Consider the following 18988-nt stretch of genomic DNA (forward strand, 5'->3'; position numbering starts at 1 on the left):
CACCGAGTCCGGCGGCGGCAGGCACGAAAAGCCCGCGGACCCCTCGGGTTGGTAGATGCCGGCACCAGATCCGTCGGTCACCCGCATCGACGGGCCGTGGCGGCACCTCGACGTGCACGCCAACGGGATCCGATTCCACGTCGTCGAGGCCCTGCCCGACGGACAAGGTGACGGCGTTCCGCCCGCGCAGCCGGCGACCGCGCGGCCGCTGGTGATGCTGCTGCACGGTTTCGGATCGTTCTGGTGGTCCTGGCGCCATCAGCTGCGCGGGCTGACCGGGGCCCGCGTGGTCGCGGTCGACCTGCGCGGCTACGGCGGCAGCGACAAACCGCCCCGCGGCTACGACGGCTGGACGCTGGCCGGCGACACCGCCGGGCTCATCCGCGCGCTGGGGCACTCGTCGGCGACGCTGGTCGGCCACGCCGACGGCGGGCTGGCCTGCTGGGCTACCGCGCTGCTGCATTCGCGACTGGTGCGTGCCATCGCGCTGATCAGCTCGCCGCACCCGGCGGCGCTGCGGCGCTCCACCCTGACCCGGCGCGACCAGGGCTACGCGCTGTTGCCGACCCTGCTGCTATACCAGCTGCCCATCTGGCCGGAGCGGCTGTTGACCCGGCACGACGCCGCGGAGATCGAGCGCCTCGTCCGGAGCCGGAGCTGCCCCAAATGGGTTGCTTCCGAGGATTTTTCACAGACCGTCCGGCACCTGCGGACGGCCATTCGGATTCCGGCGGCCGCGCACTCCGCGCTGGAATACCAGCGCTGGGCGGTGCGCAGCCAGCTGCGCGGCGAGGGCCGGCGGTTCATGAAGTCGATGAACCGGCAACTGGGCCTGCCGCTGCTGCATCTGCGCGGTGACGCCGATCCGTACGTGCTCGCCGACCCGGTGGACCGAACCCAGCGCTACGCCCCCCACGGTCGCTACTTATCCGTCACCGGCGCAGGACATTTCAGCCACGAAGAGGCGCCCGAGGAGATCAACCGGCACCTGATGAAGTTCCTCGAGCTGGTGTACGGGCGTCCCGTCAGCTGACGCAGGACCCGGTGGCGACCTGCTGGGTGTCGCCGATCTTGGAGAGCTGGCTGGACACCTCGTCGGCGGTCAACACGAAGCCGGTGTCGGGGTCGTCGACGGCGGCGCCGAACACGACGCCGAGTACGCGGCCGTTGAGGTCGATCAGCGGACCGCCCGAATTGCCTTGCTCCACACTGGCTCTGATGGTGTACACGTCGCGGGTGACCGGCGCCGGATCCCGGTAGATGTCAGGGCCGCTGAGCCTGATGGCCTCGCGGATCCGGGCCGGGGTGGCGGTGAAGTTGCCGCCGCCCGGATAGCCCAGCACCACAACGCTTTCGCCGCTTTTCGCCTCGCCCTGGGCGAACGCCAACGGCGGCGGCGGCAGGTTCGGGACGGCGAGGATTGCGATGTCGACCGACGGGTCATAGGAGACCACGGTCGCGTCGAGGGGGCTGCCGCTGGCGTAGATCTGGACGCTGTTGGACCCGGCCACCACGTGCGCGTTGGTCATCACCCGATCGGGCGCGACCACGAATCCACTGCCCTCCAACACCTTTTGGCAGCTGGGCGCGAGGCTGCGCACCTTGACCACGCTCGGCGCGGCGTTCGTCACCACCGGGTTGGTGGCCAGGGCCGGATCGGGCGACGCGACTGGAATCACCGGGGTGCGGCTGAACGGCTCGAGCACCGCGGGCAGCCCGGAGGTGTTCAACAGCGCCGAGAGGCGCTTGGGCACCGTCTTGAGCCAGGGCGGCGCGACCTCATTGACCTGCGCGAGCACCCGCGAACCGCGGACCGCGGCGGCCAGTTCGGGCTGGTCCTTGGACTGGGTCAGCGGGGTGGCCAGCAGCCACGCGGCGGTCAACACCACCACCAGCTGGACGCCGACGCCGATGACCGAGTCGACGGTTCGGATCGCGCGGCTGTGGATCGCGCCGCGAACGGCCCGCCCCAGCACAACGCCGGCGACCTCACCGACGACCACCAGCGCGAGGATCAAGAACAGCGCGGTGAACAGCTTGGCGCGCGGCGCGGCAATGTGGCTGACGATGTGCGGCGCCAGCAGCACGCCCGCGATGGCGCCGAGCAGCACGCCGACGAACGACAGCAGCGAGCCCAGCGCCCCCGAACGCCAGCCCGAGATCGCCGCGATGAAAGCGACTGCCAGCACGGCGATGTCGAGCCACTGCGACGGCGTCATCGAATTCATGTTCATCGACGGGGGCCGCCCGTGTCGCCGACCAACACCATCGCCTCGTCCAGCTCCAGGATCTTCGTGGTGTCCCACGGCCGAGCCCAGCCGGCGACATCCAGCACCGCGGAGATCACCTGGCCGGTGAATCCCCATACCAGCATCTGATTCAACAGAAACGCCGGGCCGGCCCAGCGGCGGCCGAGGTTGCCCCGGTACACCATGAGCCGGTTCTCCGGATTGATGAAGGCGCGCACCGGAACCCGCGACACGATTGCCGTTTCGGTCTCGTCGACGACGGCCACCGGCCCCGGATCCGGCGAATACGCCAACACGGGGACGACGTGGAACCGCGACGGCGCGATGAAAGTCCGTTCCATCGTGGCGAGTGGACGCAGCCGGCTGACGTCGATCCCGGTCTCCTCCTGCGCCTCGCGCAGCGCGGTGGCCACCGGGCCGTCGTCGCCAGGATCCGAGGCGCCGCCGGGAAAGGCCGCCTGGCCCGCGTGGTGGCGCAATGTCGAGGCCCGCACGGTCAGCAACAGGTCGGCATCGTCGGGCACACCGCCGTCGGCCGGGCCGGACTCGGGACCCGAAAACAACACCAGCACCGCCGCCTCGCGGTCGTCACCGAGGAATGACGCCATCGATGCCGCCGCCTTGGACGCGGTCACCATCGCCAGCACGCCGGCCGGCAGCCGATGCCGGTACGCCTCGGGGATCTGACCTACGTTGTCCACCAGCGGACGCAACCAGGGCGGAGACACGTCGGGCATCAGCGGGATGGCTGAACTCACCGGCGCCTCCCTCGGTCCAGTCAATCTGCCTATCCCGCGTCGTTTCCGACCGCAGCGGCGATCTCGTCGGCACTGGCGAAAGGCCGCGGCAGCATCTGCGCAACGCTACCGTCCGGCCGGAGGACGACCGTCGCAGGCATCACATTTACCACACGCAGCGCGGCAGCGACCCGACGACGGCCGTCCTGCAGCGTCGGCAGCCGAACACCCAACTCCGCCAATCGCAGTAACCCGGCCGTCTCGTTCTCGTCCTGGTGGACCGTCACCACCATCACCTCCGACCCGACCCGCCGCTGATACTCCGCCATCGCGGGAAGTTCGGCCGCGCACGGCGCGCACCAATACGCCCAGAGGTTGAGGACCACCCGGTGCCCGGCCAGCGCGCGGGCGACGTCGACGGCAGAACCGTCGGCGGCGCATTCCACCGAGACGCCGCGCAGCGCCGCCGGGCCGGGGCCGCCGCCGGGGGTCGGACACGGCGGCAGGTTGGCGCGCTGGCGCGGACCCGCCAGCGCGGCGGGTGTGTCGGCGTCGCGGTGCTCGCGGGGGGCAGGCGGCGCGGTCGTCGTGGTCGGTGCCGAATCGTCGTGCAGCGAAGCCACCAGCGCAGCGATCAACGCCGCCACCACCGCCAGGATCGCGATGGTCCACCGGGTTGTCCGGGTCAACGTCGCGCGCCCCGGTATTAGAGCCCCACCAGGGCCAGCAGGTGCTCGGTTTCCGGGCCCTGGACGAGGGGCGCGGCGAGCAGCGGTTCGGTGGGGCCCAGCCCGAAGGACGGGCAGTCCTTGGCGAGGATGCAGGCGCCGCACGCCGGTTTGCGGGCGTGGCAGACCCGGCGGCCGTGAAAGATGACGCGGTGGCTGAGCATGGTCCACTCGCGGCGTTCGATCAGCTCGCCGACCGCGTGCTCGATCTTGACCGGATCCTTTTCGATGGTCCATCGCCATCTGTGCACCAAGCGCGAGAAATGGGTGTCGACGGTGATTCCCGGGATGTCGAAGGCGTTGCCGAGGATGACGTTGGCGGTCTTGCGGCCCACCCCGGGCAGGGTGACAAGCTCGGCCATGGTCGACGGCACCTCGCCGTCGAACCGCTCGACGAGGGCCTGCCCCAGCCCGATCAGCGACGAGGCCTTGTTACGGAAGAAACCGGTGGGGCGGATGAGGTTTTCCAGCTCGTCGCGGTCGGCTTGCGCGTAATCCAGCGCGGAGCGGTATCGCTTGAACAACGCCGGCGTGGTCAGGTTGACCCGCTTGTCGGTGCTCTGCGCCGAAAGGATGGTGGCCACCGTCAGCTCCAGCGGCGTCGTGAAGTCCAGCTCGCAGTGGGCGTCCGGAAATGCTTGCGCCAGTGCGCGATTCATTCGCCGCGCCCGTCGCACCAATCCCACTCGCGTCTCTTTGGACCAGCGATCGGTGACGACACCGTCCGAAGCGGGAGGCGTTGACTTCGAGGGTCCGGATGCCTTTGCCGCTGTCACCTACGACAGAGTACTGATTTCGTGATCTGGCTGAGACCTAAGCCATGTTTACTTTCCCTGTGTCATGGTTGCTGGTGGCGTGCGTTCCCGGGCTGTTGATGCTCGTGACGTTCGGTCTGGGGCGGCTGGAATCCGACCTGTCGCAAGACACCGTCTCGGTGACCGATGTCGACGAATTCCTCGAGTACGCCGAGGCCGTCGACGTGCACACGCTGGCCCGCGAAGGCATGCCGGAGGCGCTGGAATACCTGCACCGGCGCCAGGCCCTGCGGCCCGCGGATTCACCGCCGGCGCAACCGGCGATCGGACCGCGGCACGCCAAGCCGGTGTTTGCCACCGCCGTGGGTGACCGCGATCAGGCCGGTCTACCGACGCGGATACCGGCCCATTCGCGTGTCAATCCGCAATTTAGGGGGACTAGACACGTCGATCGTGTGTAGCGTGGCACGTTGGACACAATTGGCCTACCTCTAGACTTACGTCACACGGGGCAGGGTTGGCCTGCCCGTATCACAAGTGGAAGCTGAAGAGGCAACGGTGGACGAGATCCTGGCAAGGGCAGGAATCTTCCAAGGGGTTGAGCCCGGCGCGGTCACCGCGCTGACCAAGCAATTGCAACCCGTCGACTTCCCGCGCGGGCACACGGTTTTCGCCGAGGGGGAACCGGGCGACCGGCTGTACATCATCGTTTCGGGGAAGGTCAAGATCGGTCGGCGCTCGCCGGACGGCCGCGAGAATCTGCTGACGATCATGGGCCCGTCGGACATGTTCGGCGAGTTGTCAATCTTCGACCCCGGCCCGCGTACTTCCAGCGCGACCACCATCACCGAAGTTCGGGCCGTATCGATGGACCGCGACGCGCTGCGGGCGTGGATCGCGGATCGCCCGGAAATCGCCGAGCAACTGCTGCGGGTCCTTGCCCGACGGCTGCGGCGGACCAACAACAACCTGGCCGACCTCATCTTCACCGACGTGCCCGGCCGGGTGGCCAAGCAGCTGCTGCAGCTGGCACAGCGGTTCGGCACCCAGGAGGGTGGCGCGATGCGGGTCACCCACGACCTCACCCAAGAGGAGATCGCCCAACTGGTGGGCGCTTCGCGGGAGACCGTCAACAAGGCCCTGGCCGATTTCGCCCACCGCGGCTGGATCCGGCTGGAGGGCAAGAGCGTGCTGATCTCGGACTCGGAGCGGCTCGCGCGGCGCGCCCGATAGCGTTCCCCGCCGACCAGACGCAAAAGCCCCCGACACGCCGAGCGAAAAGGCGCTTTTGCGTCTGCTCGCGCTACCGAGTACGCAGGTAGTCCAGTTGCGCTTGCACCGACCATTCGGCCACGTCCCAGAGCTTCTCGTCGACGTCGACATAGACGTACTCGACGATCTCGCGCGTGGTGGCCTCGTTACCGAGATCCCGTAGCGCGGCGCGGACCTGCTCCAGGCGTTCGTGCCGGTGCGTCAGGTAGCCCGCCGCGACGGATTCCAGGTCGGCCAGCTGCGGGCCGTGCCCGGGCAGCACCGTGCGCCGGCCCAAACCATGTAGCCGCCGCAGCGATTCGAGGTAGTCGGCCAGGCTGCCGTCCTCCTTGTCGATGACGGTGGTGCCGCGGCCCAGCACGGTGTCCGCGGTCAGCACGGCATCGTCGAGCAGGAACGACAGCGAGTCGGCGGTGTGGCCGGGCGTCCCCATCACCTTGATCTTGAGGCCGGCCGCATCGATCACTTCGCCGTCGGTCAGGTGACCGCCCAGGCCGCGGAGGAATCCGCTGCCCGCGGACCGAACCGTCGCGCCGGTCAGCTCGACCAGCTTGTCGATGCCGTCGGTGTGGTCGCCGTGCCGGTGGCTGATCAGTACCAGCGCGATGCGGCCCAGCGCGGCGATCCGTGCGATGTGCTCGTCGTCGTCGGGGCCGGGATCCACGATCACCAGCTCGTCGCTGCCCGGGCCGCGCAGCACCCAGGTGTTGGTGCCCTCCAGCGTCATCAGGCCCGGGTTGTCGGCCAACAGCACCGAGGCAGTGTCGGTGACCGCCCGCAGCCTGCCGTATGCGGGATGGGTCAGCGACTCGGCGGTCTCGGTCACGGCCGTCAGTCGACCTCCACAATCAGCTCCACTTCCACGGGCGCGTCCAGCGGCAGCTCGGACACCCCGACCGCCGAGCGCGCGTGGGCGCCTTGGTCGCCGAACACCTCGCCGAGCAGGTCGGAGGCCCCGTTGATGACGCTGGGCTGCCCGTTGAAACCCGGAGCCGACGCAACGAACCCGACGACCTTGACCACCCGCGCGACGGCGTCGATGCCCACCAGCGAATGCACGGCAGCCAGCGCGTTGAGCGCGCAGATCCGCGCCAGCGACCTGGCGTCCTCGGGGCTGACCTCGGCGCCGACCTTGCCGGTCCGGGGGAGCTGCCCGCCCTCCATCGGCAGCTGGCCCGAGGTGTAGACCAGGTTGCCGGTGCGCACCGCGGGAACGTACGAGGCCAACGGCGCAACCACCTCGGGAAGCGTGAGGCCGAGCTGCCCGAGCCGGGCCGACGCGCCCATCTCTACTTGGGGCGCTTCAAATATGCGACGTGCTGCTCGCCGGTGGGCCCGGGCAGCACGGACACCAACTCCCAGCCGTCGGCGCCCCACTGGTCGAGGATCTGTTTGGTGGCGTGCGTCAACAGCGGGACCGTGACGTATTCCCATGCGATGGGTTGGCTCATGACGCGAGCTTATCGGTCAGCTTTCCAGGGCTCTGGCCAGCCCAAGGGCGGTGCGGCGGTCGGGCTAGCATGCGAAGGTGGCATCCACTGGAAGCGGCGGTAGTTTCGTCGGTTGGCCCGCCCGCCTGTCGAAGGCGCGCTTACATTTCGTGACCGGAAAAGGCGGGACGGGTAAGTCGACGGTCGCGGCCGCGCTCGCCCTGACGCTGGCGGCGGGCGGCCGCAAGGTCCTGCTCGTCGAAGTCGAAGGGCGCCAAGGGATTGCGCAACTCTTCGACGTCCCGCCGCTGCCCTACGAGGAGGTCAAGATCGCCACCGCCGAGCGCGGCGGGCAGGTCAACGCGCTCGCGATCGACATCGAGGCCGCGTTCCTGGAATACCTGGACATGTTCTACAACCTGGGCATCGCGGGCCGGGCGATGCGACGCATCGGCGCCATCGAGTTCGCGACGACGATCGCGCCCGGCCTGCGCGACGTGCTGCTCACCGGCAAGATCAAGGAGTCGGTGGTCCGCCTCGAAAAGGGGGCCAAGAACCCGGTCTATGACGCGGTGGTCGTCGACGCGCCGCCGACGGGCCGCATCGCGCGCTTCCTCGACGTCACCAAGGCGGTGTCCGACCTGGCCAAGGGTGGGCCGGTGCACTCGCAATCCGAGGGTGTGGTGAGGCTGTTGCACTCCGATCAGACCGCCATCCATCTGGTCACGTTGCTAGAGGCGCTGCCGGTGCAGGAAACGCTCGAGGCCATCGAGGAGCTCGCCGAGATGGAGCTGCCGATCGGCAGCGTAATCGTGAACCGCAACATCCCGTCGTTCCTGGAGCCGCGCGATCTGGCGAAGGCCGCCGAGGGGGACGTGGACGCGGACTCCGTGCGGTCCGGCCTGCAAATGGCGGGAATCAAGCTTGGCGACACCGACTTTGCGGGCCTGCTGACCGAGACCATTCAGCATGCGACCCGGATCACCGCGCGGGCCGAGACGGCGCAACAACTCGACGCGTTGAAGGTCCCGCGCCTGGAGCTGCCGGCGATTTCCGATGGCATCGACCTCGGCAGCCTGTATGAGCTGTCGGAAACTCTTGCGCAGCAGGGAGTCCGATGAGCGTCACGACGAAAACCCTTGATATGGCCGCGATCCTGGCCGACCGATCCAATCGGGTGGTGGTGTGCTGCGGCGCCGGCGGGGTGGGCAAGACGACCACCGCGGCCGCGATGGCGATGCGCGCCGCCGAATACGGCCGCACGGTATGCGTTTTGACGATCGACCCGGCCAAGCGGCTGGCGCAGGCGCTCGGGGTCAACGACCTCGGCAACACCCCGCAGCGGGTGCCGTTGGCGCCCGAAGTGCCCGGCGAGCTGCACGCGATGATGCTCGACATGCGCCGCACCTTCGACGAGATGGTGATGCAGTATTCCGGCCCCGAGCGGGCAGAGGCGTTGCTGAACAACCAGTTCTACCAGACGGTTGCCACATCGCTTGCCGGCACGCAGGAGTACATGGCGATGGAGAAGCTCGGCCAGTTGCTGAGCCAGGACCGCTGGGACCTCATCGTCGTGGACACCCCGCCGTCGCGCAACGCGCTGGACTTCCTGGATGCGCCGAAACGGTTGGGCAGCTTCATGGATAGCCGGCTGTGGCGGCTGCTGCTCGCACCCGGCCGCGGCATCGGCCGATTGGTCACCGGCGCAATGGGTTTGGCGATGAAGGGCATGTCCACGATCATGGGCTCACAATTGCTCAGCGACATCGGTTCATTCGTGCAATCACTGGAATCGACCTTCGGCGGTTGGCGGGAAAAGGCCGACCGCACCTACTCGCTGCTGAAGAGACGCGGCACGCAGTTCGTCGTGGTGTCGGCCGCCGAACCCGACGCGCTGCGCGAGGCGGCCTTCTTCGTCGACCGGCTGTCGCAAGAGGGCATGCCGCTCGCGGGGCTCGTCCTCAACCGCACCCACCCGACGCTGTGCTCGCTGCCGGTCGAACGGGCCATCGACGGAAGCGAGACGCTCGAAGCCGCCGATTCCGAGGCCGCCGCGCTGGCTTCCGCCGTGCTGAAGATCCACGCCGACCGGGCACAAACCGCCAAACGCGAGGTCAGGCTGCTCTCCCGTTTCACCGGCGCCCACCCACATGTCCCGGTCATCGGGGTTCCGTCGCTGCCGTTCGACGTTTCCGATCTCGACGCGCTGCGGGCGCTCGCCGATCAGATCACCGCCCCCGGCGACGAGGCGGCCCGCGCGGCGAGCGGCTGAGAACGCGCGCTCGGTGAGCGAATCAATCTGTTGGGCACACGCCGGTCAGACGCTTGCGGACGCTATTTGACACGAGCGATTCCCGGAGGGCTCCTGTGGGCTCGTTGCTGTCGAATTTCTATTGGGCACAAGCCAGCTCGTATTCAACACGAGCCAGTTTTATATTGAACACAGTCCAATTAAGAGCACCGCTTAGGGCTGTAACAGTTATGTAATCACGAAAACGGTTATTTTCAGAGCCGTTAGTTTGCCCACGGCCGAGAGCTTGGTCAGAAATCTCGAATCAGCCGGCGGTGCGGCCGCGGCGCTTGTCGAAGAAGTCCTGCCAGGAGACGACTTCCGGATGCTGCTTGAGCAGCGCCCGGCGCTGACGCTCGGTCATGCCGCCCCACACCCCGAACTCGACCTTGTTGTCCAACGCATCCGCCCCGCACTCCTGCATCACCGGGCAGTGGCGGCAGATCACCGCCGCCTTGCGCTGGGCGGCGCCCCGAACAAACAGTTCATCGGGGTCAGTAGTCCGACACAGCGCCTTCGAAACCCACGCGATCCGTTCCTCGGCGTCGACACTACGCAAGACGCCCTGAGCAGCCGCAATGTTCGTTCGACGTGCGGCCGGCCGTGAACCTGACACGAGCTGTTCCCTTCCTTCCGACCGCTGGTCGCGGCCGCCCTCCTCAGGTGCAGACCCTTGCTGCGATCTACGCCACACCATGCAATTCGGTGTTATCTGAATCTCACCGTGTGTCTAAGTTAGGTGGTCAGGTGGCAATTGCGCAACAGTCTGATAACGCTTTTTTTGGGACGGGCGTGCAGCCTTACCGAAAAGGATAATGCCGAGCGAGGCCTCGCGCACTTCACCCCGGTGGCTGACCCGTGACGGAACCGAAAATTTTTTTCCGAGCCCCATCGTAAGTTCGCTGGTCACGGTGTGGGAGGGCTTTGGGCCAACTCGTGGCGTGGTCAGGTGAGCGGGGGCGGCTACCCTAGAACGCATGTCAGACCGCCCCCCGGCCGCACTCACGGTTCTCAAGCTCGCGGGGTGCTGTTTGTTGGCCAGCGTCGTCGCCACGGCCCTGATGTTTCCGCTCGCGGGTGGGATCGGGCTGATGTCCAACCGGGCCTCTGAGGTCGTCGCCAACGGGTCCGCCCAGCTGACGCAGGGTGAGGTGCCCGCGGTGTCGACGATGGTCGACAAGAAGGGCAATGTCATCGCGTGGCTCTACTCTCAGCGCCGCTTTGAGGTGCCCACCGACAAGATCGCCAACACCATGAAACTGGCGATCGTCTCGATCGAGGACAAGCGCTTCGCGGACCACAACGGGGTGGACTGGAAGGGCACCTTGACGGGGCTCGCCGGCTATGCGTCCGGCGACGTCGACACCCGCGGCGGCTCGACCATCGAACAGCAGTACATCAAGAACTACCAGCTGCTGGTGACCGCCCAAACCGACGCCGAGAAGCGCGCGGCGGTGGAAACCACCCCGGCGCGAAAGCTGCGCGAGATCCGGATGGCGCTCACGCTCGACAAGACCTTCACCAAGCCGGAGATCCTGACGCGCTATCTGAACCTGGTGTCGTTCGGCAACGGTTCGTTCGGGGTCCAGGACGCGGCCCAGACCTACTTCGGCATCAACGCCTCGGACCTGAACTGGCAGCAGGCGGCCCTGCTCGCCGGCATGGTGCAGTCGACCAGCGCGCTCAACCCGTACACCAACCCCGACGGCGCGCTGGCCCGACGGAACCTGGTCCTCGACACCATGATTCAGAACCTGCCCCAGGAGGCCGACGCCCTGCGGGCCGCCAAGGCCACGCCGCTGGGGGTGCTGCCCCAACCCAACGAGCTGCCTCGCGGCTGCATCGCGGCCGGCGACCGCGCCTTCTTCTGCGACTACGTCCAGGAGTACCTGTCGCGCGCTGGGATCAGTAAGGAACAGGTGGCCCGGGGCGGCTATCTGATCCGCACCACGTTGGACCCGGACGTGCAGATTCCGGTCAAGGCGGCCATCGACAAGTTCGCGAGCCCGACCCTGCCGGGCATCTCGAGCGTCATGAGCGTCATCGAGCCGGGCAAGACCTCCCACCACGTGATGGCGATGGCCAGCAACCGCACCTACGGCTTGAACCTCGACGCCGGCGAGACGATGCGACCGCAACCGTTCTCCCTGGTCGGCGACGGCGCCGGCTCGGTCTTCAAGATCTTCACCACCGCCGCGGCGCTGGACATGGGCATGGGCATCAACGCCACGCTCGAGGTGCCGGGCCGGTTCCAGGCCAAGGGCATGGGCAGCGGCGGGGCCAAGGGCTGCCCGAAGGACACCTGGTGCGTCGTCAACGCGGGTAACTACCGGGGCTCGATGAACGTGACCGACGCGCTGGCCACCTCGCCCAACACCGCGTTCGCCAAGCTGATCCAGCAGGTCGGCGTGACCCGGACGGTGGACATGGCGATCAAGCTCGGACTGCGGTCCTACGCCGATCCCGGCACCGCGCGCGACTACAACCGCGACAGCAACGAGAGCCTGGCCGACTTCGTCAAGCGGCAAAACATCGGCTCGTTCACCCTCGGCCCGATCGAGGTGAACGCGCTGGAGTTGTCCAACGTCGCCGCCACCCTGGCCTCCGGCGGCGTGTGGTGCCCGCCGAACCCGATCGACAAGCTGATCGACCGCAACGGTAACGAGGTCTCGGTGACGACCGAGACCTGCGATCAGGTGGTGCCCGAGGGCCTGGCCAACACGATGGCCAACGCGATGAGCAAGGACGCCGTCGGCAGCGGCACGGCGGCCGGCTCGGCCGGCGCGGCGGGCTGGGACCTGCCGGTGTCCGCGAAGACCGGCACCACCGAGGCGCACAGATCCTCCGCATTCGTCGGTTTCACCAGCCACTACGCGGCGGCCAACTACATCTACGACGACTCACCCAACCCGACGGATTTGTGCTCCGCCCCGCTGCGTCACTGCGGCGAGGGGGATCTCTACGGCGGAAACGAGCCGGCGCGCACCTGGTTCACCGCGATGAAACCGATCGCCAACAATTTCGGCGAGGTGAAGCTGCCGCCGACCGACCCCCGCTACGTCGAGGGCTCCCCCGCGTCGCGGGTGCCGGCCGTCACCGGCCTGGACGTCGACGCGGCACGCCAGCGCATCAAGGAGGCGGGCTTCCCGGTCGCCGACCAAACCAACTCCGTGAACAGCAGCGCGAAGGCGGGGGAGGTGGTCGGAACGTCACCGTCCGGCCAGACGATTCCGGGCTCGATCATCACGATCCAGGTCAGCAACGGCATCCCGCCGGCGCCACCGCCACCGCCCGAGGGCGGCCCACCGGTGGTCGGGTCGCAGGTGGTCGAGATTCCCGGCCTGCCGCCGATCACGATTCCGCTGCTGGCACCGCCGCCCCCGCCCGGGGCGCCCCCGCCGTAGCCGGCCGGCAAAAAGGGACTTGTGGCGCAAGCTATACGCCTCGAGACCGCAACCGGCAGTAGGCTTCCTGCATGGCTGACGTTCGCCCGAGTGCCCTGCCCGTCCTGATGCGCGCCGGTGCTGTCGCGCTCGGCTCAACCCTGGCCGGCATCGGTTACGCCTCGCTCGTCGAGCGCAACGCGTTCGTCCTGCGCGAGATAACCATGCCCGTCCTGTCACCGGGCTCCACCCCGCTGCGGGTGCTGCACATCAGCGACCTGCACATGACGCCCAACCAGCGCCGCAAGCAGGCCTGGTTGCGCGAGCTGGCTGCCTGGGAGCCCGACCTCGTCGTCAACACCGGCGACAACCTGGCGCACCCCAAGGCGGTGCCCGCGGTGGTGCAGACGCTGGGGGACCTGCTGTCGCGGCCGGGCGTCTTCGTCTTCGGCAGCAACGACTACTTCGGGCCCCGCCTGAAGAACCCGCTGAACTACCTGACCAACCCGTCGCACCGGGTCCGCGGTGAGCCGCTGCCCTGGCAGGACCTGCGGGCGGCGTTCACCGAGCGCGGCTGGCTCGACCTGACGCACACTCGTCGCGAGTTCGAGGTGGCCGGCCTGCACATCGCGGCCGCGGGCGTGGACGACCCGCACATCGACCGGGACCGCTACGACGCGATCGCGGGGCCGGCCAGCCCGGCCGCGAACCTGCGGCTCGGTTTGACGCACTCCCCCGAGCCGCGGGTGCTGGATCGCTTCGCCGCCGACGGCTACCAGCTGGTGATGGCCGGGCACACGCACGGCGGGCAGCTGTGTCTGCCGTTTTACGGCGCCCTGGTGACCAACTGCGGCCTGGACCGCTCGCGGGCCAAGGGACCGTCGCGCTGGGGCGCGAACATGGCGCTGCACGTCTCCGCCGGGATAGGCACCTCGCCGTTTGCGCCCGTGCGATTCTGCTGCAGGCCCGAGGCGACCCTGCTGACTCTGATCGCCAGCCCGATGGGCGACCGTGATTCCACCAGCGACCTGAGCCGTTCACAGCCGACCGCTTCGGTGCGTTGAGCGGCCGGACCCGGATCGCGGTCCGCACCCTGCCACGAAGCTGGACGGACGATGCGATCCGGCTGATCCAGGCCGACGCGCGGCGCAGCGCCGACACCCATCTGTTGCGCTATCCCCTGCCGTCGGCGTGGTGCAACGACGCGGACGTCGCGCTGTACCTTAAGGACGAGAGCACGCACATCACCGGCAGCCTCAAGCACCGGCTGGCGCGCTCCTTGTTTCTGTACGCGCTGTGCAACGGCTGGATCGGCGAGGGCACCACCGTCGTCGAGGCGTCCTCGGGTTCGACGGCGGTGTCGGAGGCGTACTTCGCGGCGCTGCTGGGGCTGCCGTTCGTCGCGGTGATGCCCGCGTCGACCAGCGCCTCCAAGATCAAACTGATCGAATCACAGGGCGGCCGTTGCCATTTCGTGACGGACTCGAGTCAGGTGTATGCCGAGGCCGAGCGCGTCGCCAAGGACACCGGTGGGCACTACCTGGACCAGTTCACCAACGCCGAACGCGCCACCGACTGGCGCGGCAACAACAACATCGCCGAGTCGATCTACGAGCAGATGCGCGACGAGCGACACCCCGTCCCGGAGTGGATCGTCGTCGGCGCGGGCACCGGCGGCACCAGCGCGACCATCGGCCGCTACATCCGCTACCGGCGCCACGCGACCCGGCTGTGCGTCGTCGACCCGGAGAACTCCGCGTTCTTTCCCGCCTACGCCGAGGACCGCTTCGACATCGTGATGTCCAACTCTTCGCGGATCGAGGGCATCGGCCGGCCGCGGGTCGAGCCGTCGTTTCTGCCCGGTGTCGTCGACCGCATGGTCGCTGTGCCCGACGCGGCGTCCATCGCCGCCGCCCGCCACGTCAGCGCCGTCCTGGGGCGCCGGGTGGGGCCGTCGACGGGTACCAACCTCTGGGGCGCCTTCGGGCTGCTCGCCGAGATGGTCTCCGCGGGCAGCAGCGGGTCGGTGGTCACCCTCCTGGCCGACAGCGGCGAGCGCTACGCCGACACCTATTTCAGCGACGAGTGGGTCAGCGCGCAGGGGCTCGATCCCACCGGCCCCGCCGAGGCGCTGGCTGAATTCGAGCACAGCTGCGCTTGGTCTGGCCCATAGCCAGCGGTTTCGTCAGGCGGCGTGCCGGTGCGATAGGCTGTCGTGGCTTCAAGCGGGGTGTGGCGCAGCTTGGTAGCGCGCTTCGTTCGGGACGAAGAGGCCGTGGGTTCAAATCCCGCCACCCCGACCAGTTTTGTTTTCATGGGCGCTGACGGCGGTTGCGGCTCGCGGGTTGCGCGATTCAGTCTTCCCTGCTCCCGGGAGCGACCGCCTCCCCCAACCCGTCAACCAGTAAAACAGGCGCATCGCGCGTGATCTCGGAGGAGCCCAATCTTCGGGCGCCGACGGCACAGCTAGTGCAATCAGAATCGGGATCAGAGTTGGGACCAGTGCGAGAACTATGCCGAAGTAGATCCAAAAGTCGCCCGGTGTAGCGTCCGCGTGAACCAACGGGCCATGCTCGCCTACGAAACCCGCGAACAATGCACCGACGACTGCCAGTGCAACCGCCGAGACAAAAGTACCCGCGAGCAAACCGAAGTCCGAATTAAGTTTGACCGGATCTTTATCTTCTAATTCCTCAGGCTCTTCAAGTTCCAATGATTGTTCCGTTCGTCCATGTTCCCCACGCCTCCCCTGGCCATTACTCGACTTTATCAAAAGCGCATCGATATACTCTATGAGCAACCGAGTTTTATGCGAGATAATCCAGCTGATTGTGATTACATACACAAGTAGGAATAGAAATAATGGACCACGCCGAAAACCGAAAAATGAGATCTGCCTCTGGAATTGTGTATCCATGACGTTGATATACATAAGGACAGTCAGGATGACCAGCGGCGCGGTAGTAACAATTACAGCTCCTGTGAGGATTCCGGGAAGGCGAAGTATCCATTTAGTCGACCACTTGAGCTTAGGTTCCCCAGGAGCCCTAACCTTGCGGTCGAACTTCTCGTCCCAGATGCCCTGTGATACGAAGTATTGCGCTAGTACCCACGCGAGGCCCGCAACCATAAGGCATGCGCCCACCATCAACATGCTTGTCGCCGGCATGGCCTCGGTCCAGGCGATTGCACATCCCTTCGGTCCCACCAATGCGCTTATGTTCCCAAACAGAAAAGCATCGAGGCCAAGTATCAGCACGCCCGATCCAAATAAAGCCAGCGTGTGTGCGATCTTGATATCGCGTAATTCCCCTGGCCCTTCCCTGCCGAGAAGGATGGCCATCACCGACATCATAAACCCCGCCAGAACGGTTGCGAGGGTCGCGTTTGGTGCTGATGTCGCGGTAAGACTCCAAGGAATTTGGTCCCAATTACATTTGTCAGATGCGTCCGCCATGCTGCTGGTAAGCACTTCGTCCTCCTTTAGCCGGCTGTTCGCCACACCCAGCGCGTCAGAGGTGCGCGCATTCGCCGGTACCTATCGACAACAGACAGCCCGGCCGCGTTCATCAGGGAAAGCTCGGCGCATCGGGTCGGGGGGCGCTTCACCGGCCGGTGTTCAGCGACGTGATACCTACCTCGGCGACGCAGAAGTTCCGCCGTGGAGAACGTCGTCCAGTCGCCTGACCGTAACCCTCTCACCATGGAATATCGCTGTCGTAGCTGACAATGTTCTTGCATCGCACCACAGCGCCAGCAAATTTGCTAGCGCTCAACACTCAGTCGAGCATCTCCGCGACGACGGCGGCGCCGTCGGCCATGCGCGCGAAGGTGGCGCCGAAGAATTGGGTTGCGACGTAGGTGCCAGCCGGGGACCGCACCCGGCAGCTAGCCCTCCAGTCCGGATTGGACCCGCCGACGATCGGCCCGCGCCCAGATCTGCACCTGCTCCCGCCCGACGAGGCGGCATCGGTGGGTCGTGGCCAGCTGGCGGGCCGCCTTCGTGAAACCCTGGTTGGTCACCACCACCGTCTGGTTGCACCGGTGTTGCAGCGCGCCCGCGACCACCTGCTGGACGGCGGCCACCCCGACGGCCTTGGCCTGCCGCTTGCATTGGACCGCCATGCAAACGCCGTCCCGCTTCGCGATCAGATCCACACCGTAATCACCCGTGCTGGTGGTGTGCGCGACGCTCCATCCCGCGGTCCGAAGCTGTGCCGCAACGAATTCCTCGAATTCAACGCCAGACATTTGGTCGATGGCCGCCAGGTTCGACGCCGCGTATCGCAGGTCCCGCCTTACCCGCCGCCCGACGCGGTACCGGTCGCGTCGAGCGTCGAACCACAACAGGGCGACGACGGTCAGGGCCAGGCCGCCCAGACCGGCCGCAAATCCCGCCGGCACGCTGCCCGTGGCGTGCTGGGTGAAATACCAAGGGAGAGCGAACCCCACCAGCAGGAAGGACCCGGCGATTATCTCCATGACTCCCCACGGTGGCGATGCGGACTCGTGCGATGAACGTAGCGGAGGACTACGACAATTCAGCGGAGGCGGAACCGAACCCTGGTGCCATTGCGCGGTGCGAGCATGATGGAGCGCCGCACGATCCTCTCCGGCGTCTCGTCGACGGCGCTGAACTCCCCCTCGCGCAGCAGCGTGTGCAGCACGGTGATCAGCTCGCGCATCGAGAACGCGGCGCCCAGACACCGTTTGACGCCGCCGCCGAAAGGGACCCACGCGTAGGTCTCGGGTCGGGCGCCGAGGAATCTCTCCGGGCGGAACTCGTTGGGTTGTTCGTAGGTATGCGGGTTGCGGTTGATCGCGATGATGTGGACGACGATGCGCGTGCCGGCCTCGACGAGGTAGCCACCGATCGGAAACGGCTGTGCCGCAACGCGTGCCGTGAAGGGCGCCGGCGGCCGGACCCGCAGCGTCTCGTGGATCACCGCGGTCGTAAAGGCTTCCTCACCGCTCAGGGCTTCGCTCTGTACCCGTCGTAGCGCGTCGGGGTGGTGCAGCAGCAGGTCGAAGACCCAGGCCAGCGTCGTCGCGGTGGTCTCGTGACCCGCCAGCATCAAGGTGATCAGGTCGTCGCGAATCTCGCTGTCGGACAGTCGTTCCCCGTCGTCGCCGCGGGCGCACGTCAGCAGCGAGAGGATGTCGAGCTGCCCACCCAGGCGGGGGTCTTCTCGCCGGCGCGCGATGAGCGGCATGACGACGCCGTCGATTTCGTCGTTGGCCCGCGCCCGCTGCGGCCACACCCTCAACGCGCCGAGGTGACGGAGCGCGTAGCGGACGGTCAATTGCTCTGAGACACCGAGGTTTAGCAGGCGCTCGAAGGGCCGGCCGAGCCGGCGGACCTCCTCGGGATCATCGACACCGAAGGTGACCCTGACGATCACGTCCAGCGTCAGCGCGCGCGCCGCCTTCAGCATTTCGAACGGGCGGTCAACGGGCCAGCCGTTCATCGCCGCGCGGGCGCAGTTCTGCATGATCGGTACGTAACTGCTCAGCGCGGCGCCGTGCAGCGGGGGCGTCAAGAGCTTGCGGCGGCGCAGATGCTCCGGTTCCTCCTGCACGAACATCGACCCGGAGCCGTAGATGGCCGCCGCCGGTCCGACGCCCTCACCGCCGAGCAGCACGTCCGGCGGGGCGGTGAAGACCTGCTTGACCAGCTCGGGGTCGGACACGATCGCCACGTCGCCCAGGCTGAGCACGGGCATGGTCATGATCGGCCCGTATCGGCGGATCAGCTCCAGCATCCGCCGCTCGCCGCCGGCAAGATAGGCGGCCGCATACGCCGCGGCGAGCACCGGCCGAAGTAGGCGCGGAGCCGGCAAGCCGGGCGGACGGCTCAAGGCCACGCTGACGACCGAAACACGGCGGGCCTAGATGGTCAAGGCCGCCCGCGACGGCGTTACGCGCAGTCTGCGCAGACCGGGAGACCCGAGTTCGAGGGGCGCAACCGGCTGCGGTGCTGCACCAGAAAGCAGCTCGAACACGTGAACTCGTCGGAGCGCTGGGGTATCACCGTCACCGACAATTCCTCGCCGGAAAGATCCGCGCCGGGCAGCTCGAAGAAGACAACATCGTTGGGGTCCTCGTCGACAACCGCGGTGGGTGTACCGGTGGCAGCGAGTTCGA

At 67.3% G+C, this 18988-nt stretch carries 20 protein-coding genes and 1 tRNA gene; 9 read left to right on the top strand and 12 right to left on the bottom strand.

The features are described from left to right. Positions 1-55 precede the first annotated feature (55 nt). On the top strand, positions 56-1033 hold the full coding sequence (locus tag A5706_RS00895; RefSeq protein WP_068126137.1) for an alpha/beta fold hydrolase: 978 nt from the start codon (positions 56-58) through the stop codon (positions 1031-1033). Here the strand turns inward: A5706_RS00895 and marP are convergent. Genes marP through nth form a run of 4 tightly spaced genes read right to left on the bottom strand, consistent with a single transcriptional unit; the run spans position 1026 to position 4373 of the window. After that, entirely contained in the window at positions 1026-2219 is a 1194-nt protein-coding gene (gene marP / locus A5706_RS00900; RefSeq protein WP_142282171.1) for an acid resistance serine protease MarP, read from the bottom strand. The two genes, A5706_RS00895 and marP, sit on opposite strands and share 8 nt — an antisense overlap. An 11-nt stretch (positions 2220-2230) precedes the next feature. Continuing rightward, entirely contained in the window at positions 2231-2986 is a 756-nt protein-coding gene (locus A5706_RS00905; RefSeq protein WP_082964114.1) for a CoA pyrophosphatase, read from the bottom strand. A 50-nt stretch (positions 2987-3036) separates the two neighbouring features. Continuing rightward, the gene (locus A5706_RS00910) at positions 3037-3675 is read right to left on the bottom strand and encodes a TlpA disulfide reductase family protein (RefSeq protein ID WP_068126142.1); all 639 of its coding nucleotides are present in this window, start codon (positions 3673-3675) and stop codon (positions 3037-3039) included. A 17-nt stretch (positions 3676-3692) separates the two neighbouring features. Beyond that, a complete protein-coding gene (gene nth / locus A5706_RS00915) occupies positions 3693-4373 on the bottom strand; it encodes an endonuclease III (RefSeq protein ID WP_068126144.1) in 681 nt (226 codons plus the stop codon). Between the two features lie 161 nt (positions 4374-4534). On the opposite strand from nth, the gene A5706_RS00920 reads away from it, so the two are divergent. Beyond that, a complete protein-coding gene (locus A5706_RS00920) occupies positions 4535-4930 on the top strand; it encodes a hypothetical protein (RefSeq protein ID WP_068126146.1) in 396 nt (131 codons plus the stop codon). Between the two features lie 97 nt (positions 4931-5027). Continuing rightward, positions 5028-5702, top strand: coding sequence for a cAMP-activated global transcriptional regulator CRP (gene crp, locus A5706_RS00925; protein ID WP_036465140.1), 675 nt, complete (start codon positions 5028-5030; stop codon positions 5700-5702). Positions 5703-5772: 70 nt separating this feature from the next. On the opposite strand, the gene A5706_RS00930 is transcribed toward crp, so the two are convergent. Genes A5706_RS00930 through A5706_RS32785 form a run of 3 tightly spaced genes read right to left on the bottom strand, consistent with a single transcriptional unit; the run spans position 5773 to position 7192 of the window. Beyond that, complete coding sequence (locus A5706_RS00930) at positions 5773-6567, bottom strand: MBL fold metallo-hydrolase (protein WP_068126148.1); 795 nt, start codon at positions 6565-6567, stop codon at positions 5773-5775. Between the two features lie 5 nt (positions 6568-6572). After that, the gene (locus tag A5706_RS00935) at positions 6573-7028 is read right to left on the bottom strand and encodes a RidA family protein (RefSeq protein WP_068126149.1); all 456 of its coding nucleotides are present in this window, start codon (positions 7026-7028) and stop codon (positions 6573-6575) included. Between the two features lie 2 nt (positions 7029-7030). Continuing rightward, a complete protein-coding gene (locus tag A5706_RS32785) occupies positions 7031-7192 on the bottom strand; it encodes a DUF4177 domain-containing protein (RefSeq protein ID WP_073871548.1) in 162 nt (53 codons plus the stop codon). A 77-nt stretch (positions 7193-7269) separates the two neighbouring features. Here A5706_RS32785 and A5706_RS00940 point away from each other — a divergent pair, with 77 nt between their 5' ends. Then, complete coding sequence (locus tag A5706_RS00940; RefSeq protein WP_068126151.1) at positions 7270-8292, top strand: ArsA family ATPase; 1023 nt, start codon at positions 7270-7272, stop codon at positions 8290-8292. Next, positions 8289-9443 carry an ArsA family ATPase gene (locus tag A5706_RS00945; protein ID WP_068126153.1) on the top strand — a complete coding sequence of 385 codons (1155 nt, stop codon included), beginning with the start codon at positions 8289-8291 and terminating at the stop codon, positions 9441-9443. The genes A5706_RS00940 and A5706_RS00945 overlap by 4 nt, the downstream gene beginning before the upstream one ends. A 283-nt stretch (positions 9444-9726) precedes the next feature. Here the strand turns inward: A5706_RS00945 and A5706_RS00950 are convergent, their stop codons facing one another. Further along, complete coding sequence (locus A5706_RS00950) at positions 9727-10077, bottom strand: WhiB family transcriptional regulator (RefSeq protein WP_068108670.1); 351 nt, start codon at positions 10075-10077, stop codon at positions 9727-9729. A gap of 361 nt (positions 10078-10438) precedes the next feature. Between A5706_RS00950 and ponA2 the strand changes: the two genes are divergently transcribed. The 4 genes from ponA2 (at position 10439) to A5706_RS00970 (ending at position 15147) form a co-directional block, all read left to right on the top strand. Then, entirely contained in the window at positions 10439-12865 is a 2427-nt protein-coding gene (gene ponA2, locus A5706_RS00955) for a transglycosylase/D,D-transpeptidase PonA2 (RefSeq protein ID WP_068126155.1), read from the top strand. 71 nt (positions 12866-12936) lie between these two features. Continuing rightward, positions 12937-13908 (top strand): metallophosphoesterase, encoded by a 972-nt coding sequence (locus A5706_RS00960; RefSeq protein WP_068126158.1) that lies wholly within the window; start codon positions 12937-12939, stop codon positions 13906-13908. Then, entirely contained in the window at positions 13905-15017 is a 1113-nt protein-coding gene (locus tag A5706_RS00965; protein ID WP_068126160.1) for a PLP-dependent cysteine synthase family protein, read from the top strand. The genes A5706_RS00960 and A5706_RS00965 overlap by 4 nt, the downstream gene beginning before the upstream one ends. 53 nt (positions 15018-15070) lie before the next feature. After that, positions 15071-15147: transfer RNA gene (locus A5706_RS00970), tRNA-Pro, on the top strand. Here the strand turns inward: A5706_RS00970 and A5706_RS32790 are convergent. The 4 genes from A5706_RS32790 to A5706_RS00985 all read right to left on the bottom strand — a co-directional run. After that, on the bottom strand, positions 15126-16316 hold the full coding sequence (locus A5706_RS32790) for a hypothetical protein (RefSeq protein WP_156766899.1): 1191 nt from the start codon (positions 16314-16316) through the stop codon (positions 15126-15128). The genes A5706_RS00970 and A5706_RS32790 overlap by 22 nt on opposite strands. 416 nt (positions 16317-16732) lie before the next feature. Further along, a complete protein-coding gene (locus tag A5706_RS00975) occupies positions 16733-17326 on the bottom strand; it encodes a restriction endonuclease (RefSeq protein ID WP_068126162.1) in 594 nt (197 codons plus the stop codon). Positions 17327-17385: 59 nt separating this feature from the next. Next, complete coding sequence (locus A5706_RS00980) at positions 17386-18708, bottom strand: cytochrome P450 (RefSeq protein ID WP_197517714.1); 1323 nt, start codon at positions 18706-18708, stop codon at positions 17386-17388. 53 nt (positions 18709-18761) lie between these two features. Next, positions 18762-18988, bottom strand: a 227-nt coding sequence (locus A5706_RS00985; protein WP_068126166.1) for a DUF4193 family protein, incomplete at its 5' end; no start/stop codon positions are given.

Source organism: Mycobacterium sp. E796 (genome assembly GCF_001672815.1).
GTDB lineage: Bacteria > Actinomycetota > Actinomycetes > Mycobacteriales > Mycobacteriaceae > Mycobacterium.

Bases quoted from the DNA above. Each gene is read 5' to 3' on its own strand.
- A5706_RS32785 (WP_073871548.1), bottom strand. From the start codon at position 7,192: ATGAGCCAACCCATCGCATGGGAATACGTCACGGTCCCGCTGTTGACG.
- A5706_RS00945 (WP_068126153.1), top strand. From the start codon at position 8,289: ATGAGCGTCACGACGAAAACCCTTGATATGGCCGCGATCCTGGCCGAC.
- A5706_RS00905 (WP_082964114.1), bottom strand. From the start codon at position 2,986: ATGCCCGACGTGTCTCCGCCCTGGTTGCGTCCGCTGGTGGACAACGTA.
- nth (WP_068126144.1), bottom strand. From the start codon at position 4,373: ATGAATCGCGCACTGGCGCAAGCATTTCCGGACGCCCACTGCGAGCTG.
- A5706_RS00975 (WP_068126162.1), bottom strand. From the start codon at position 17,326: ATGGAGATAATCGCCGGGTCCTTCCTGCTGGTGGGGTTCGCTCTCCCT.
- A5706_RS00935 (WP_068126149.1), bottom strand. From the start codon at position 7,028: ATGGGCGCGTCGGCCCGGCTCGGGCAGCTCGGCCTCACGCTTCCCGAG.
- A5706_RS00895 (WP_068126137.1), top strand. From the start codon at position 56: ATGCCGGCACCAGATCCGTCGGTCACCCGCATCGACGGGCCGTGGCGG.
- A5706_RS00920 (WP_068126146.1), top strand. From the start codon at position 4,535: ATGTTTACTTTCCCTGTGTCATGGTTGCTGGTGGCGTGCGTTCCCGGG.
- A5706_RS00960 (WP_068126158.1), top strand. From the start codon at position 12,937: ATGGCTGACGTTCGCCCGAGTGCCCTGCCCGTCCTGATGCGCGCCGGT.
- marP (WP_142282171.1), bottom strand. From the start codon at position 2,219: ATGACGCCGTCGCAGTGGCTCGACATCGCCGTGCTGGCAGTCGCTTTC.
- ponA2 (WP_068126155.1), top strand. From the start codon at position 10,439: ATGTCAGACCGCCCCCCGGCCGCACTCACGGTTCTCAAGCTCGCGGGG.